The sequence below is a fragment of the Guyparkeria halophila genome (genome assembly GCF_034479635.1).
GTDB lineage: Bacteria > Pseudomonadota > Gammaproteobacteria > Halothiobacillales > Halothiobacillaceae > Guyparkeria > Guyparkeria halophila.
Map to the genome: position 1 here is coordinate 543457 of NZ_CP140153.1, position 14934 is coordinate 558390.

13 protein-coding genes are annotated in these 14934 nt (G+C 65.5%); 11 read left to right on the plus strand and 2 right to left on the minus strand.

Annotation, left to right across the window (positions count from 1 at the left end):
- Positions 1-81: 81 nt before the first annotated feature.
- Positions 82-2406 (minus strand): LPS-assembly protein LptD, encoded by a 2325-nt coding sequence (locus SR882_RS02535; protein WP_322521786.1) that lies wholly within the window; start codon positions 2404-2406, stop codon positions 82-84.
- 9 nt (positions 2407-2415) lie between these two features.
- Complete coding sequence (locus tag SR882_RS02540) at positions 2416-3081, minus strand: adenylate kinase (RefSeq protein WP_322521787.1); 666 nt, start codon at positions 3079-3081, stop codon at positions 2416-2418.
- A gap of 186 nt (positions 3082-3267) precedes the next feature.
- Here SR882_RS02540 and ppa point away from each other — a divergent pair, with 186 nt between their 5' ends.
- The 11 genes from ppa to SR882_RS02595 all read left to right on the plus strand — a co-directional run bounded on the left by ppa (position 3268) and on the right by SR882_RS02595 (position 14675).
- Positions 3268-3798, plus strand: a complete 531-nt coding sequence (ppa, locus tag SR882_RS02545; RefSeq protein WP_322521788.1) for an inorganic diphosphatase — start codon at positions 3268-3270, stop codon at positions 3796-3798.
- A gap of 156 nt (positions 3799-3954) precedes the next feature.
- Positions 3955-5793 carry a penicillin-binding protein 2 gene (mrdA, locus tag SR882_RS02550; protein ID WP_322521789.1) on the plus strand — a complete coding sequence of 613 codons (1839 nt, stop codon included), beginning with the start codon at positions 3955-3957 and terminating at the stop codon, positions 5791-5793.
- 3 nt (positions 5794-5796) lie between these two features.
- Positions 5797-6936 carry a rod shape-determining protein RodA gene (gene rodA / locus SR882_RS02555; RefSeq protein WP_322521790.1) on the plus strand — a complete coding sequence of 380 codons (1140 nt, stop codon included), beginning with the start codon at positions 5797-5799 and terminating at the stop codon, positions 6934-6936.
- A complete protein-coding gene (gene mltB / locus SR882_RS02560) occupies positions 6936-7949 on the plus strand; it encodes a lytic murein transglycosylase B (protein WP_322521791.1) in 1014 nt (337 codons plus the stop codon). Before rodA ends, mltB begins: the two co-directional genes overlap by 1 nt.
- A gap of 10 nt (positions 7950-7959) precedes the next feature.
- Positions 7960-8802, plus strand: coding sequence for a septal ring lytic transglycosylase RlpA family protein (locus tag SR882_RS02565; protein WP_322521792.1), 843 nt, complete (start codon positions 7960-7962; stop codon positions 8800-8802).
- The gene (locus tag SR882_RS02570; protein WP_322521793.1) at positions 8799-9971 is read left to right on the plus strand and encodes a D-alanyl-D-alanine carboxypeptidase family protein; all 1173 of its coding nucleotides are present in this window, start codon (positions 8799-8801) and stop codon (positions 9969-9971) included. Before SR882_RS02565 ends, SR882_RS02570 begins: the two co-directional genes overlap by 4 nt.
- Complete coding sequence (locus tag SR882_RS02575; protein ID WP_322521794.1) at positions 9971-10843, plus strand: aminotransferase class IV; 873 nt, start codon at positions 9971-9973, stop codon at positions 10841-10843. Before SR882_RS02570 ends, SR882_RS02575 begins: the two co-directional genes overlap by 1 nt.
- Entirely contained in the window at positions 10840-11217 is a 378-nt protein-coding gene (locus SR882_RS02580; RefSeq protein WP_322521795.1) for a YbeD family protein, read from the plus strand. Before SR882_RS02575 ends, SR882_RS02580 begins: the two co-directional genes overlap by 4 nt.
- Positions 11218-11383: 166 nt before the next feature.
- Complete coding sequence (gene lipB / locus SR882_RS02585; RefSeq protein ID WP_322521796.1) at positions 11384-12004, plus strand: lipoyl(octanoyl) transferase LipB; 621 nt, start codon at positions 11384-11386, stop codon at positions 12002-12004.
- A gap of 145 nt (positions 12005-12149) precedes the next feature.
- Positions 12150-13127, plus strand: a complete 978-nt coding sequence (gene lipA, locus SR882_RS02590; protein WP_322521797.1) for a lipoyl synthase — start codon at positions 12150-12152, stop codon at positions 13125-13127.
- 447 nt (positions 13128-13574) lie between these two features.
- Positions 13575-14675: a porin gene (locus SR882_RS02595; protein ID WP_322521798.1), complete on the plus strand. Its 1101-nt coding sequence runs from the start codon at positions 13575-13577 to the stop codon at positions 14673-14675.
- Positions 14676-14934 lie beyond the last annotated feature (259 nt).

Here is a 14934-nt window from a genome sequence, read left to right on the forward strand (position 1 = left end):
TTCGACCGGGACGGGCCGATGCCTGGCGGTGCATTGCGGCTCAAGGCACGCAGAGCGGCATGGCATTCGTGCCGACCTTCCTCAGGGATCGAAGCCGAGAATGTCGTCGCGGAACTGGTTGCCGCCGATGCCGCCGAGCCCCTTGAGCTCGATCTGGAAGACCACGGCGTTGGAGTACTCGGCATCATCGCCCAGGTCGGCGCCGACGTCCGGGCGGACGATGTAGCGCTTGAAGGCCAGGCGCGCCGACCAGCAGCAGGACTCGTAGCCCACGCCGAGCAACGACTGGACCACCTGCTCGGAGTCGAAGTCGTAGCCGACGCGACCGAGCATCGACCAGCGCCTTGAGAGCGGCCACGCAAACGAGACGTCGCCCTGGCGGTAGTCGTTGTCATCCGCGGTAATGCCCTCGCGGGTGAACCAGGAAAAGTTCAGGACGCGATTGTCCTCGCCCCGGTAGCCCAGGCGGGTCTGCGAGCGGGCGATCACTTCCCGGTCGGTGTCGTACTCGGCGGTGAACGAGCCGTTCCAGTGCTGGGTGACGTCGCTGTAGACCTCGGCGAGCACGGTCGACCCGCCGGCGTCCTTGTAGGTCTCCGGCCGGTTCGGGAGCATCGTTTCGGAAGCCTCGAAACGATAACGCTGGGCCGCACGTAGCGAGAGCGGCACGGTGCCCTGCTGCGTGTCGATCAACGACCAGGACAGGCCGTAGGTCAAGGCGTTCTCGTCGGCCACCCGGTCGCCGCCGGAGTAGCGGTTGGCACGGAACAGTTCACTGTAACTAAGCGTCGTCGGTCCGGTGTCGAACAGCGGGATGTCGCTCTGGTCGCGATGCGGCACGTAGAGATAGTAGAGCCGCGGTTCGAGCAGGGCGCGGTAGCGACCGGTCTCGCCGTAGGCGCGCTCGAAGAACAGGCTGCCATCCAGGCTGGAGATGGGTACGGTCCGCGTCGCGCTGGTGTCGTAATCCCGTCCGGCATCGATGCTGCCCGGGTCGGCGTCATCGAGCTGGTAGCTGGTGGTGTCGAGCATCACCTCGGGGCGCAGTCGGTACCAGGTATCGGCAAACGTCTGGCCGAGCCCGATGGCCGCGTGGGCGCGATCACCGGCGATGCGCTCACTCGACGGGTGGGCGAAGCGGGTGACGTCGGCGCGCACGCTCAGGCTGGGCGCGACATGCTCGCCCCATTGGCCCAGGCCGAAACGATTGCTGGCAGTCAGTCGCGGCATGATCCGGTACGGGTACTGGTACTCGGTCAAGTCCGGGTTGATGGTCTGGTAGCGCTGGGCCTGCAGGCCGAGGTTCCAGCCGCCGCCGGGGCGGGCGTCGATGCGCACGTCGCTGCGCAGGTGGCTGGTGGTCGACTGATCCAGGTTGGTGGAGAAGTCCTGGAAGAACTGGTCGTCCGAGACGCGATTGATGTCGACGCGGTAGTCGAGCTCCGGGTTGACCCGCCCGCTGCTGTCCAGGCCCAGCGACCAGCGCGAGCCGCCGTCGACTCGGTCATCCGGCAGGTAGAAGAAATCGAGCTGGTCGCGCCCCAGGTCCTGCTCACCGAACCGGTGCAGCCAGCGCACCTGCCCGCCCAGCCCCAGGCCCCGCTTGGTCAGCAGGGTCGGGGTAAGCGTGGCATCGAGATTGGGGGCGATGTTCCAGTAGTAGGGCTGGGCGTACTCGAAGCCGCCCTCGGTGCTGTTGCCGAAGGTCGGATAGAGCAGGCCCGACTGGCGCCGGTCATCGATCGGGAAGTTGAGGTACGGCGCGTAGAACACCGGCACGCCGCCGGCGCGCAGGGTGGTGTGCCAAGCCTCGCCCCGACCCGTCTCTCGGTTGAGGCTGATCTCGCGGGCCTGGAATTCCCAATCGCGCTTTTCGGTCGGGCAGGTCGAGAACGTGGCCTGGCCGAGACGATAGTGCTGGCGATCCTGCTGGACGATGGTCTCGGCCACGCCGGACAGGTGCTGGCTCTCCAGCCAGTAATGCGCCCGTTCTAGGCGACCGGCGTCCGTGTCGAGGTTCAGCTCGCCGCGCTCGGCCTGTACCGCCATGTCACCGGTCTGCAGCCAGAGATTGCCCTCGGCGGAGACACTGGCCTCGGGGCCCTGCCGGTAGATCAGCCGTTCGCCGCGCACGCGCCGTCCCGGTTCGTCGACGATGGCATCGCCGATCAGGGTGACGACGCCGTCGGTGCCGTATTCGGCCCGGTCGGCCGAGGCCTTGCCCGGCTCGCCCTCGGCCAGTGGCTGGTAGGCCGGGCGCTCCGGTCCGAAGGCCGGACACAGGCCGAATTCACCCGTGCCGGGCGCCTCGGCCGAATGCAGCGACTGGCTGGCAGCCAGCCCGCCGGCCCCGAGGGCGGCGGCGATGGCGATTGCCAGTGGTTTGCGCGTCTTCCCTGACTCCATGCGTGGGGCTCAGCTCTCGGACGACGGGGCGATGGGGTCGAGGATCGTGCGGAAGTCCGTCGCGATCTGCTCGATTTCCCGCTCGCCGTCGACGCGGGCCAGGCGCCCGTCGCGCTCGTAGTATTCGACCAGCGGGGCGGTCTGCTCCTGGAAGACCTCCAGGCGACGCCGCACGGTGTCCTCGTTGTCGTCGTTGCGCTGAACCAGTTCGTGCTCGCAGTGGTCACACTGGTGGTCGGCATCCGGCGGATTGGTGAAGCGATTGAATACCGCGCCACATTCCTTGCAGGTCATCCGCCCGGTCAAGCGCTTCATCAGCTTGTCGAGCGGCACGTCGATGAGGATGCCGAGCTCCAGCGGGCGCTCGAGGCCCTCGAGCATCTCGTCGAGCGCCTCGGCCTGCGCGATATTGCGCGGGAAACCGTCGAGGATGAAGCCGCGTTGGGTGTCCGGTTGGGACAGGCGTTCGCGGATCATGCCGAGCACGATGTCATCGCTGACCAGTTGGCCCTCGTCCATGGCGGCCTTGGCCTTGAGGCCGAGCTCGGTGCCCTCCGCCACGGCGGCGCGCAGCAGGTCGCCGGTCGAGATCTGCGGGACCTTGTAATGTTCCACCAGGCGCGCTGCCTGTGTGCCCTTGCCCGACCCCGGGGCGCCCAAAAGTACGATTCGCATGGTTTTCCAGATCTTGATAGCCGTGGCGATTGCCGTGGATTTTGCCGACCGAATTCGAGACCGGGACTCCGGTCGACCGGCGAAAAACGGTATCATAACGAAAACACCGCGGCTTGCCTCGCGCTTGCCACGAAACGACCGTTTTTCTTCGTTCAAATCGACACGCAATCAATCGAGGCTGATTTCATGGACCTGTCCAAGATCCCCGCCGGCAAGAACCCGCCGGAAGACATCAATGTCGTTATCGAAATCCCGGTGCAGGGCGTTCCGGTCAAGTACGAGCTGGACAAGGATTCCGGCGCGCTGCTGGTCGATCGCTTCATGGCGACCTCGATGTACTACCCGACCAACTACGGGTTCATCCCGCAGACGCTCTCCGACGATGGCGATCCGGTCGACGTGATGCTGGTCGCGCCGCTGCCGCTGCAGCCGGGTTCGGTGATCCGTGCGCGCCCGGTGGGCATGCTGGAGATGACCGACGAGTCGGGCGTCGACGCCAAGATCATCGCCGTGCCGCACGACAAGCTCACCCCGCACTACCACGACGTCAAGAAGGTCGAGGACCTGCCGGGCTTTCTGCTCGAGCAGATTCAGCACTTCTTCGAGCAGTACAAGGCGCTCGAGCCGGGCAAGTGGGTCGAGTGCAAGGGCTTTGCCGACAAGGCCGCGGCCTGCAAGGAGATCGAGGACTCGATCGCCCGCCACGAGCAGCAGTGATCCGGTGTGAGTCGGAGCGTGGTTTGCGTCCGACATGACTGAGTTGACGCGGCCGGCGGGGTGCTTCCCTGTCGGCCGCGCTTGTTTTCCCCGATGGCGCCGATTGTGATGGCGCCCCGGGTCCACCTCGAGTAACGGCGAGCCCCGAGCGAATCGATGCTAGATCGTCTCCATGACCATGGCCGGGCCCGGCGGGTATTCCGCCAGCGGATCCTGTTCGCGGCCCTGATCTCGCTCGTCGTCGTCCTCACCTTGCTGGGGCGCGCCGCCTGGCTGCAGATCGCCCAGCACGATCACTACCTCGCCAAGGCGGAAAAGAACCGCACCCGCCTGGTGGTCGTGCCGCCCGAACGCGGGCGGATCTTCGATGCCCAGGGCGAAGTGGTGGCCGACAATGTCGCCACCTACCAGGTGCAGATCACGCCCGAGCACAGTCAGGACGTGGGCGTCGAGCTGGCCATGCTGGCCGACGTGCTGGGGCTGGACACGCGCGCCGTCGAGGCGCTCGAGGAGCGCATCCGGGTCAGTCGCCGCTTCGATCCGGTGCTGGTCAAGGCCGATCTCGACGAGGTCGAGCGGGCGCGGATCGCGCGTCTCAAGCCCTGGCTGCCGGGCACCGAGATCGTCTCCAGCCTCAAGCGGGTCTACCCCTATCGTGAACTGCTGGCGCACGTGGTCGGCTATGTCGGGCGCATCAACGCCGAGGACGTCAAGCGCCTCGATCCGGACGCCTACCAGGGCACGCAGTACATCGGCAAGACCGGCATCGAGCGCCAGTACGAGGATCGTCTGCATGGCGAGCCGGGCTACCGGGTGGTCGAGGTCGACGCGCTGGGTCGCGAGGTCAAGGTGCTCGACACCCAACGTCCGGTGCCGGGCAAGGACATCGCCCTGACCATCGATGTCGGCCTACAGGGCGTGGCCGCCGCCGCCCTGGGGGAGTACGCCGGCGCCGTGGTCGCCCAGGATCCGCGTGACGGGGCGATTCGTGCCCTGGTTTCCCGGCCGTCGTTCGACCCCAACCTGTTCGTCGACGGCATCAGCCACAAGGCCTATCGCGAGTTGCTCGAGGACCCGGACCGACCGCTCTACAACCGGGCGACGCGGGCCACCTACCCGCCAGGCTCGACCATCAAGCCGGTGATGGGGCTGGCCGGCATGGAGTACGGGCTGATCGATCCGGACGAACGTTTCTTCGCCGGGCCGTATTACCAGATCCCGGGCAATGACCATCGCTATCGGGACTGGCGTAAGTGGGGTCACGGCTGGGTGGACTTCGAGGAATCCGTGTTTCGCTCGGTCGATGTCTACTACTACGACCTGGCGTTTCGGATGGGCATCGATCGCATGCACGCGTTCCTGACCGAGTTCGGCATCGGGCAGGAGACCGGCATCGACCTGCCGGGCGAGTCGGCCGGCCTGATGCCCTCGCGCGACTGGAAGCAACGGGTCAAGCAGCAGGTGTGGTTCCCCGGCGAGACGGTGATCGCCGGGATCGGCCAGGGCTACATGCTCTCCACGATGCTTCAACTGGCCGACATGACGTCCACCCTTGCGCTCTCCGGCGTGCGTCACGTCCCGTGGCTGGTCGCCGATGATCGCGAGCCACAGCCGCGCCTGACGCTGTCGAGCGATGATTATTGGCAGCGGGCGCGCGGGGCGATGCGTGCCGTGGTCGGCCACGAACGCGGCACGGCACACAAGATCGAGGCCCCTTATCCGATCGCGGGCAAGACCGGCACGGCCCAGGTGTTCTCGGTGGCCCAGGACGAGGAATACGATGCCGAGGAGCTCGAGCGTCGCCTGCACGATCATGCGCTGTTCGTCGGCTTTGCCCCCTTTGATGACCCCAAGCTGTCGGTGGCCGTGATCGCCGAGCACGGGGGCAGCGGGTCGGGGACCGCCGCGCCGATCGCGCGCCAGGTGATGGACTTCTGGTTCGGTGTCGAGCCGGATGCCGACGTCCAGCCCGAATTTTCCGAGCACGGGGACTGATTCATGGCCAGTGATCGTCTGCAACCGACACGCTGGGGCGACCGGCTGGGCACCACGCTGCGCTCGGTGTTCAAGCTCGATCCCATCCTGCTGTTCTTCGTCGCGGTGATTGCCATGATCGGCGTGGTGGCCGGCTATTCGGCCGCCGAGCAGAGCGAGGCCTGGGTTGAACGCAGTATCGTGCGCCTCGGGTTGGGGTTCGGCCTGATGCTGCTGATCGCCCAGATCCCGCAGCGCTGGTTCTTCGCCGTCGCGCCCTGGCTCTATGCCATGGTGGCGCTGATGCTGGTGGCCGTCTGGCTGGTCGGTGACATGGGCGGCGGCGCGCGGCGCTGGCTCGACCTGGGTGTCATCCGTTTCCAGCCGGCCGAGCTGATGAAGGTCGCCATGCCGATGATGATTGCCTGGTTTCTCGCCCGACGCCCCCTGCCGCCAAGGCCGCTGGACGTGCTGGTGGCGGTGCTCGCGGTCGGGATTCCCACCGTCCTGATCGCCGGCCAGCCGGATCTGGGCTCGTCCCTGCTGATCATGGCCTCAGGCCTGTTCGTGCTGTTCTTCGCTGGCCTTTCCTGGTGGTACCTCGGCGCGTTTGTCGGCCTGGTGATCGCCGCCATGCCGGTGATGTGGTTCTTCGTCATGCATGCCTACCAGAAGGAGCGCGTGCTGACCCTGCTCGACCCGACCAGCGACCCGCTGGGCGCCGGCTATCACACCATCCAGTCGATGATCGCGATCGGCTCGGGTGGCGTCTGGGGCAAGGGCTGGCTGCAGGGCACCCAGTCGCATCTCGACTTCCTGCCCGAGGGCACCACGGACTTCATCCTCGCCGTGTACGCCGAGGAGTTCGGTCTGATGGGGCTGCTGGTGCTGTTCCTGCTGTATCTCGCCGTCATCTGGCGCGGGCTGTGGATCGCCGAGCACGCCGAGTCGGTCGAGGGGCGCCTGCTGGCCGCCTCGATCTCGATGACCTTCATGGTCTACGTGCTGGTCAATGCCGGCATGGTGCTGGGGCTGTTGCCGGTGGTCGGTGCGCCCCTGCCGTTGATGAGTTATGGCGGCACCGCGCTGGTGACCATCATGGTGGGTTTGGGTATGCTGATGAGCATCCGCACACAACGCAGTTTCCTGGGGCACAACCGCTGATGACACACGCTTTGACCCGCGCCACGCAAGGCGTTCTGGCCGCCGCCTTCCTCGCCGTTGGCAGCGCCCAGGCCGGCGAGTACCTCGACCGCGAACCGGTGCAGGCCTTCATCGACCAGGCGGTCGGCGAGACCGGCGTTCCGCGCGAGCAGATCGAGGCCTGGCTGGGGGATGCCGAGTACCAGCAGAAGATCATCGATGCGATCACCCGCCCGGCCGAGTCCAAGACCTGGGGCGAATATCGACCCATCTTCCTCACCGACAAGCGCATCGAGCGTGGCGCGGCGTTCATGCAGGAGCACGGCGAGTTGCTCGACGAGGTCGCCTCGACCTACGGCGTCTCGCCCTACGTGATCACCGCGATCATCGGCGTGGAAACTTACTACGGGCGCATCACTGGCGGCTACCGGGTGATCGACGCGCTGGCGACATTGGGCTTTGATTACCCGCGCCGCGGGGAATTTTTCCGCGGCCAGCTGGTCGACTTCATCCGGCTGGCCGGTGAGGAAGGTATCTCGATGGACAAGGCCGAGGGCAGCTACGCCGGGGCGATGGGCCTGCCCCAGTTCATCCCGTCGAGTTACCGGCATTACGCGGTCGACGGCGACGGCGACGGGCACCGCGACCTGTGGGACAGCCACCATGACGTCTTCGCCAGCGTGGCCAACTACTTCGTCGAGCACGGTTGGGGGCAGGGCGAACCGGTGATGTTCGAGGTCGACATCAATGATGCCGAGGTCGACGACCTGCTCAACCAGGCACGGGATCTCGCGCCCAAGACCACGCTGGGCGAACTGCGCGAGCGGGGCGTGGCCGTGCCCGATGACGCGCCGGTGCCCGACGACTTCGAGGTGATGCTGTTCACCCTCACCGATGGTGACGCGGTGGCCTATCAGGTGGGGCTGAACAATTTCTATGTCATCACCCGGTACAATCACAGCGTGCTCTACGCCACGGCCGTGTGGCAGCTGGCCCAGGCCATTGAAGGGGCGGTCGGCGATCGCGACGAATGAGGTAACCGGCATGACGGGGCAGCGGTTGTTCGTGACGGGGTTTTCGTGGTCGGCGACTGCCGTCCCCATTGTCGTCTTATTGTTCGCCCTGCTGCTGGCCGGTTGCGCGAGCGGTCCCTCGCCGGATCGGGTCGCGACCCGCGATGCCGTGCCGCGCGACGAACCCTACTCGACCCGCGGCAACCCCGATAACTACACCGTGCTGGGCAAGCGCTATACGGTGCTTGCGAGCAATGCCGGGTTTCGCGAGCGCGGTGTTGCCTCCTGGTACGGCAACAAGTTTCACGGGCGACCGACCTCGTCGGGCGAGCCCTATGACATGTACAAGATGACCGCGGCACACAAGTCGCTGCGCCTGCCGACCTACGTTCGGGTGACCAATCTCGACAACGGCAAGAGCGTGGTGGTGCGCGTCAACGATCGCGGTCCGTTCGTCGAGGGGCGGATCATCGACCTGTCCTATGCCGCGGCACACAAGATCGAGATGACCGGCAAGGGAACCGTGCCGGTCGAGATCGAGGTGATCGGGTCGGAGGGCACGCGTACCGCCGCCCGATCAGCCGCGCCGGCAAGGAATCCCGGCAAATCACGGAACCTCGGGCCCCGCCCGATGCCCAATGCGCGCTGGGGCGAGAACGTCTTCGTCCAGATCGGCGCGTTCCGCAACGCGGACAATGCCGAAGCGATCGGGGCGCGGTTGCGTCGTGCTGGCCTGTCCGCGGTCAGTCAGTCGGCTGGTGGCTGGACCCGCGTACGGGTCGGGCCGCTGGCCTCGGCCGACGAGTTCGATTCGGTGCGCGAGCGCCTCTATGAGCTCGGCTTTCAAGAAACAACGATGGTGGTTAAGAAATGATCAATGCCTTGTCCGCGACATGGCGACGTGGCTGGCTTGCCGGCCTGCTGGCGACGACCCTGCTTTCCCTCATGGCGACGGCGTCTCACGCCGCCCTGCCGACGCCGGGGGCGCCCGACCTGTCGGCTCGGTCCTACGTGTTGCTGGACTACGGTACCGAACAGGTGATCGTCGATCGCGATGCCGACCGCGCCGTGCCGCCGGCGAGCATCACCAAGCTGATGACCGCTTATCTCGTCTTCCAGGCGATCCAGAGCGGCAACATCGCCCTCGACGATCAGGTGACCGTCAGCGAAAAGGCCTGGCGCATGGGCGGCTCGCGCATGTTCATCGAGGTGGGTAAGCAGGCATCGGTCGAGGAATTGCTGCAGGGCATGATCGTGCAGTCGGGTAACGATGCCGCCACCGCCCTGGCCGAGTACATCGGCGGCAACGAGGACTCGTTCGTCGCGCAGATGAACGCCACCGCCGAGCGCCTGGGCATGACCGAGACGCACTTCGAGAATCCCACCGGCTGGCCGGCCGAGGGGCATTTGATGTCCGCGCGCGACATCGCGACTCTGCTCTCGCGCCTGATCCACGAATACCCGGACCTCTACCAGTACTTTCGCCAGAAGTCCTACACCTACAACGGCATCAAGCAGTACAACCGCGAGAAGCTGCTGTTCCGCAACGAATGGGTCGACGGTGGCAAGACCGGTCATACCGAGGCGGCGGGGTATTGCCTTGCCACGTCCGGTGCGCGCGATGGCATGCGCCTGATCGCGGTGGTGCTGGGCACCGACAGTGACGAGGCGCGCAACAACCAGGCCGAGGCGCTACTCAACTACGGCTTTCGCCACTTCGAGACCGTCGACGTGCGCTCGGGCGGTGAGACGCTGGCCAGCCCGCGCGTCTACAAGGGCGAGACGGACGAAACCCCGGTGGGTCTGCGCCAGGATCTGTCCGTGCTGGTGCCGAAGAACCAGCGTGACCAGCTCGCCGTCAGCCTCAAGCTCGATGGCGAGCTGGTCGCCCCGCTGAACGAGGGTGATGCCGTCGGCTCACTGGTGGTGCGCCTCGGTGAGCAGGCCATCGCCGAGCGACCGGTGGTGGCCCTAGCGGACAACCCCGAAGGTGGTCTGGTCAAGCAGGCCACCGACAGCTTCTGGTTGTGGTGGGACAACTGATGAGGGGCCAGCCACGGCCGGTCTACCTCAACGGCGAGTGGTGCGACACCGAAACGGCCCGCGTATCGGTGTTCGACCGTGGTTACCTGTTCGGCGACGGCGTCTACGAGGTGATCCCGGCCTTCGCCGGGCGGCTGTTCGGGTTGGACGAACACATGGCGCGCCTGTCGCGCAGCCTCGAGGCGATCGGTATGGCCGAGCCGCTGGGGCGCGACGAATGGCAGGCAATCTTCGATCGGTTGCTGGCTGGCATCGATGCCCCCGACGCGGCCATCTACCTGCAGGTCACCCGCGGGGCCCCGGCAAAGCGTGACCATGCTTGGCCGGGGAATGACGTCCCGGCGGGCGTCATGGCCACGGTGTCGCCGATCGGTTCGATCGCCGGTGGTGCGCGCGTGATCACGTGTCCCGATGCGCGCTGGGCGCGTTGCGACATCAAGAGCATCAACCTGTTGCCCAACACCATGGCGCGCCAACAGGCCGCCGAGCAGGGCTGCGACGAGGCGGTGCTGGTGCGCGACGGGCTGGTCATGGAAGGGGCCGCCACCAACCTGTTCGCCGTGATCGGCGGTCGGCTGGTAACCGCGCCGACCGGACCGCGCCTGCTGGCCGGCATCACCCGCGGGCTGTTGCTCGACCTGGTGCACCGCGAGCAGCTGATCGAGGCCGAGGAATCCTTCATTACCGTAAGCGCCCTGCGCGAGGCCGACGAGGTGTTCCTGACCAGCTCGACCAAGGATCTCTGGCCGGTAGTCGAGATCGACGGCGAGCCGGTCGGATCGGGCGCGCACGCCGGTCGGGCGGGGCCGATCACCCGGCGGCTCGATCACCATTTCCAGGCACTCAAACATCCGCAACGGAGTTCGCAATGACCGACGATTCCTCCCCGAAAGGCAATGGCCCACTCGACGGCCGCCCCGACGGGCAGTTGACCTCCTGCGACCCCAACGCCAAGCCCACCACGGTCGAGGACGAGGCGGCGCTCGAACGCGAAACCTTGATCGACTTCCCCAGCGAATTCCCGATCAAGATCATGGGGCCGGCCACCGATGCCTTCATCAACGACATCAAGCAGGCCGTCGACGGCGTCGTGCCCGGCCTGCCCGAATCGGCCTGGAAAGAGCGGGCCAGTGGAAAGGGCAACTTCGTCGGCCTGACCGTCACGTTTACCGCCACCTCCAGACAGCAGATCGACGACGTCTATCGCGCGATCACCGCGCACCCGGACGTGAAGATGTGTCTCTGATCGAAGCCGGACGCTTGACGCTGATAGCGTAAAGGGAGGCACGCGGAGCGTCGGGTCGGGTTCGTCTGATTCAGCCGGCTTCCCGCTTCTCACCGTGGGTCGGGCTTCAGCCCGACGGTCGGCCAGGAGGCCGGCTTCCCGCCAACTGGTTCCAGGCCTGCCACGCATGTCCCGATCTTCCGAATTCCGATGGCTCGGCGAAGCCCGTGATTACCGCGCCACCTGGGCGGCCATGCGGCGCTACACGGCCCGGCGCACGCCCGAGACCCCGGATGCCTTCTGGGCCCTGACCCACCCGCCGGTGTTCACCCAGGGGCTGGCCGGTCGGCCGGAGCATTTGCTGAATCCCGGTTGCATCCCGGTAGTGCCCACCGATCGAGGCGGGCAGGTGACCTATCACGGCCCCGGCCAGTTGATGCTCTATACCCTGGTCGATCTGCGCCGCGCCGGACTCGGCCCGCGCGACTGGGTGCAGCGCCTCGAACAGGCGGTGATCGACTGGCTGGACGCTCGGGGCGTGGCTGCCGAGCGCCGGGCCGATGCCCCCGGGGTCTACGTCAATGACGCCAAGATCGCCGCCCTCGGTCTGAAAATCCGCCAGGGGCGCTGTTATCATGGCCTGTCGTTCAATATCGACATGGACCTGGCGCCGTTCGCCCGCATCAACCCCTGCGGCTACGAGGGTCTGGCCGTCACCGATGTCAAGCGCCTGCTCGGCGAGACCGGGGCCCTGCCCGACATCGCCCGCGAGCTGACCGCCGATCTGGCCAGATCATCAACGCCGTAGGAGCGCCTTCAGGCGCGATATCCGCTAACGCGACCGCCCTTTCTTGGAGCGGCGGGTACAACTCGCCGACGCGGAGTGCAACTCCGCGATCTACGATGCCCGTTGCGCCACGCGCACGCTGGAGACCCAGCCGGAGAACCGAATCATGACCGACGCCTCGTACAACGCCGTCAAGCCCGACGCACCCACCCGGGAGATGCGTTCCTCCGACAAGGTCTCGCGTATCCCGGTCAAGATCGAGCCGTCGGCCCCGATGCGCAAGCCCAGCTGGATTCGCGCCCGGCCGCAGGGCGGGGCGGAGGTCCAGCGCCTCAAGCGCGTCGTGCGCGAGCAGGGGCTCAATACCGTCTGCGAGGAGGCCAACTGCCCCAATCTGGGCGAGTGCTTCAACAACGGCACGGCCACCTTCATGATCCTCGGCGATATCTGCACGCGGCGCTGCCCGTTCTGCGATGTCGCCCACGGCAAGCCGCGCCCGGTCGACCCCGAGGAACCCGCGCGCCTGGCCGAGACGGTGCGCGCCATGGGCCTGAAGTACGTGGTGATCACCTCGGTCGATCGCGACGACCTGCGTGATGGCGGCGCGCAACACTTCGCGGACGTCATCCGCGCCCTGCGCGAGGCCAACCCCGGACTGATCGTCGAGATCCTCACCCCAGACTTCCGCGGCCGGGTGGAAAAGGCGATCGACATCCTCAGTGCCGAGCCACCGGACGTCTTCAACCACAACCTCGAGACCGTCCCTGAGCTCTACCGCGCCGCGCGCCCCGGCGCGAGCTACCAGGGCTCGCTGGATCTGCTGGCCGAGATGAAGCGCCGCTGCCCCGACGTGCCCACCAAGTCCGGCCTGATGCTCGGCCTGGGCGAGACCGATGAGCAATTGCTGAGCGAACTGGCCGACATGCGCGCGCACGGCGTCGACATGCTCACCCTCGGCCAGTACCTGCAACCGTCGGTCCACCACCTGCCGGTCAAGCGCTTCGTCTCCCCCGAGCACTTCGCCGATCTCGGCCGCCAGGCCGAGGCGCTGGGCTTCACCCACGTCGCCGCCGGCCCGATGGTGCGCTCGTCGTACCACGCCGATCAGGGTGGGTTTGATGTGTTGAAAAAAGCGGGGAGCTGAAAGAGCCCGTAGGAGCGGCTTTAGCCGCGATGCCCCGTCGAGAGGGAATAGACCAGAAGTCAGGTGTCAGAAGGCGCGCCGGCCAGCCTGAGCCGCGGTGACGCCGACGGCGATGGTCCCTCAACTGGGCTTGGGCTACGCGCGGCGCAATGTGAGGCAGGCATTTCCCTATCTGGATTTTGTTCGTTCGCAAGCCGATTGTTGTAAATGTGCCGCACCGGCTTCGGAGCTTGTTCCGGTCGGTGTTCACCGGCCCTGACGTGGTGCGTTCCTCGATCGACCGCACTGCGATGTTGCAAAAATGTCACAGTCGGGAAGTCTTTTTGAAAGAAAACACTGGCTCAGGGTTGTGGCGCTGAAGTCGTTGGCTAGGATGACGTCATCCCTGAAGGGAAGCCCTGCTCAGGGAAACTTGTGAATCTCACAACCACATTGGAGATGGAACCGATGAAAAAGAACATCATTGCAATGGCAGTTGCCGCTGCAGTTGCCGCTCCGGCAGCCGCTATCGCCGACACCACCCTGTACGGCAAGATCCACGCGTCTTACGACGTCTTTGGTGGCGATAACGCTTCGAACCAAGATTACAGCTTTTCTTCCAACTCTTCCCGCATCGGCATCAAGGGCAAGGAGCAAATCTCCGATGGCCTGGCGCTGATCTACAAGTGGGAAGAGGCAGTTGACTGGGGCGACACCGGCGGTGGTATCGGTGGCGCGCGTAATACGTACGTCGGCTTCACTGGCGATTGGGGTACTGCCCTTGCTGGTCGTCATGACACCCCGATGAAGGGCGTTGGTCGTAAGTACGATCTGTTCGGCGACACCGTTGGCGATTCTCGCGCAATCATCCGCGGCCGTGGCGCCAACTCGGCAGCTGGTGGCAACACCGTTGGTTTTGACGAGCGCATGAACAACGTGCTTGTGTACGCTACTCCGGATATGGGTGGCTTCAACGCAATGGTCGCTTACGTATCTGATTGGGATACGGAAACCGTTGATGGCACTACTCGTACCTACGACAGCAACAAGTTTGATGCTTGGAGCGTTAGCGCGGGTTACAGCGTTGGTGGGTTCTCCATCGATGGCGCTTACGAGATCCACAATGCCGCGGACATGAATGGCGACGGCGATACCTTCGCAACCGATAGCGAAGAAGCTTATCGTGTTGGCGCTGGTTACAAGATGGGCGGCTTCAAGATCGTCGGTTTGTACCAGAGCATCAGCGATCTCGGCTTTGTAGACGGCGCAGAAGTCGACATGTGGGGCCTCGGCGGCGCCTACAGCTTCGGCAACAGCACCATCAAGGCGCAGTATTACACCGCAGACGACGTGGACGGCGTTAATGACAGCGCTGCCGACCTGTGGGCCGTTGGTTACGACTACAAGATGAGCAAGCAGACCAGCGTCTACGCTGCTTACGGGTCCATGACCAGCGATAGCGGCGACTACGTTCTGGCTAGCGGTACCGGTCATGGCGAAAGCCCGGTTCTGGATGCTACTGGCGAAGACAGCAACTCCTTCTCCGTGGGTATCGTCCACAAGTTCTAATCGATCCTGAGATAGATCGGAACCACAAGGGCGCCTTCGGGCGCCTTTTTTGTTGCAAGAGGAAAACGCCCTGCCGGGCGTTTTTTTAGTTCGGCCGCCACGCCGCCATAGGCCCACGCTCAATACCGACTCCCTGCAAAAACGAGTTGTTTTCTTACAACGCATCGCTGGGACCGCTGTGGCGCCGTAATCATCCTGTCACTCCCTAACCGCAGCATGCCCAGCGTCTGACGGCCAGCCCGTCCGGACCTTTGCAAAT

Excerpts from the sequence above, each read along its gene's own strand:
- ppa (WP_322521788.1), top strand. The coding sequence starts at position 3,268 with ATGGACCTGTCCAAGATCCCCGCCGGCAAGAACCCGCCGGAAGACATC.
- SR882_RS02575 (WP_322521794.1), top strand. The coding sequence starts at position 9,971 with ATGAGGGGCCAGCCACGGCCGGTCTACCTCAACGGCGAGTGGTGCGAC.
- lipB (WP_322521796.1), top strand. The coding sequence starts at position 11,384 with ATGTCCCGATCTTCCGAATTCCGATGGCTCGGCGAAGCCCGTGATTAC.
- SR882_RS02580 (WP_322521795.1), top strand. The coding sequence starts at position 10,840 with ATGACCGACGATTCCTCCCCGAAAGGCAATGGCCCACTCGACGGCCGC.
- lipA (WP_322521797.1), top strand. The coding sequence starts at position 12,150 with ATGACCGACGCCTCGTACAACGCCGTCAAGCCCGACGCACCCACCCGG.
- SR882_RS02540 (WP_322521787.1), bottom strand. The coding sequence starts at position 3,081 with ATGCGAATCGTACTTTTGGGCGCCCCGGGGTCGGGCAAGGGCACACAG.
- SR882_RS02595 (WP_322521798.1), top strand. The coding sequence starts at position 13,575 with ATGAAAAAGAACATCATTGCAATGGCAGTTGCCGCTGCAGTTGCCGCT.
- mrdA (WP_322521789.1), top strand. The coding sequence starts at position 3,955 with ATGCTAGATCGTCTCCATGACCATGGCCGGGCCCGGCGGGTATTCCGC.
- SR882_RS02535 (WP_322521786.1), bottom strand. The coding sequence starts at position 2,406 with ATGGAGTCAGGGAAGACGCGCAAACCACTGGCAATCGCCATCGCCGCC.
- SR882_RS02570 (WP_322521793.1), top strand. The coding sequence starts at position 8,799 with ATGATCAATGCCTTGTCCGCGACATGGCGACGTGGCTGGCTTGCCGGC.
- rodA (WP_322521790.1), top strand. The coding sequence starts at position 5,797 with ATGGCCAGTGATCGTCTGCAACCGACACGCTGGGGCGACCGGCTGGGC.
- SR882_RS02565 (WP_322521792.1), top strand. The coding sequence starts at position 7,960 with ATGACGGGGCAGCGGTTGTTCGTGACGGGGTTTTCGTGGTCGGCGACT.
- mltB (WP_322521791.1), top strand. The coding sequence starts at position 6,936 with ATGACACACGCTTTGACCCGCGCCACGCAAGGCGTTCTGGCCGCCGCC.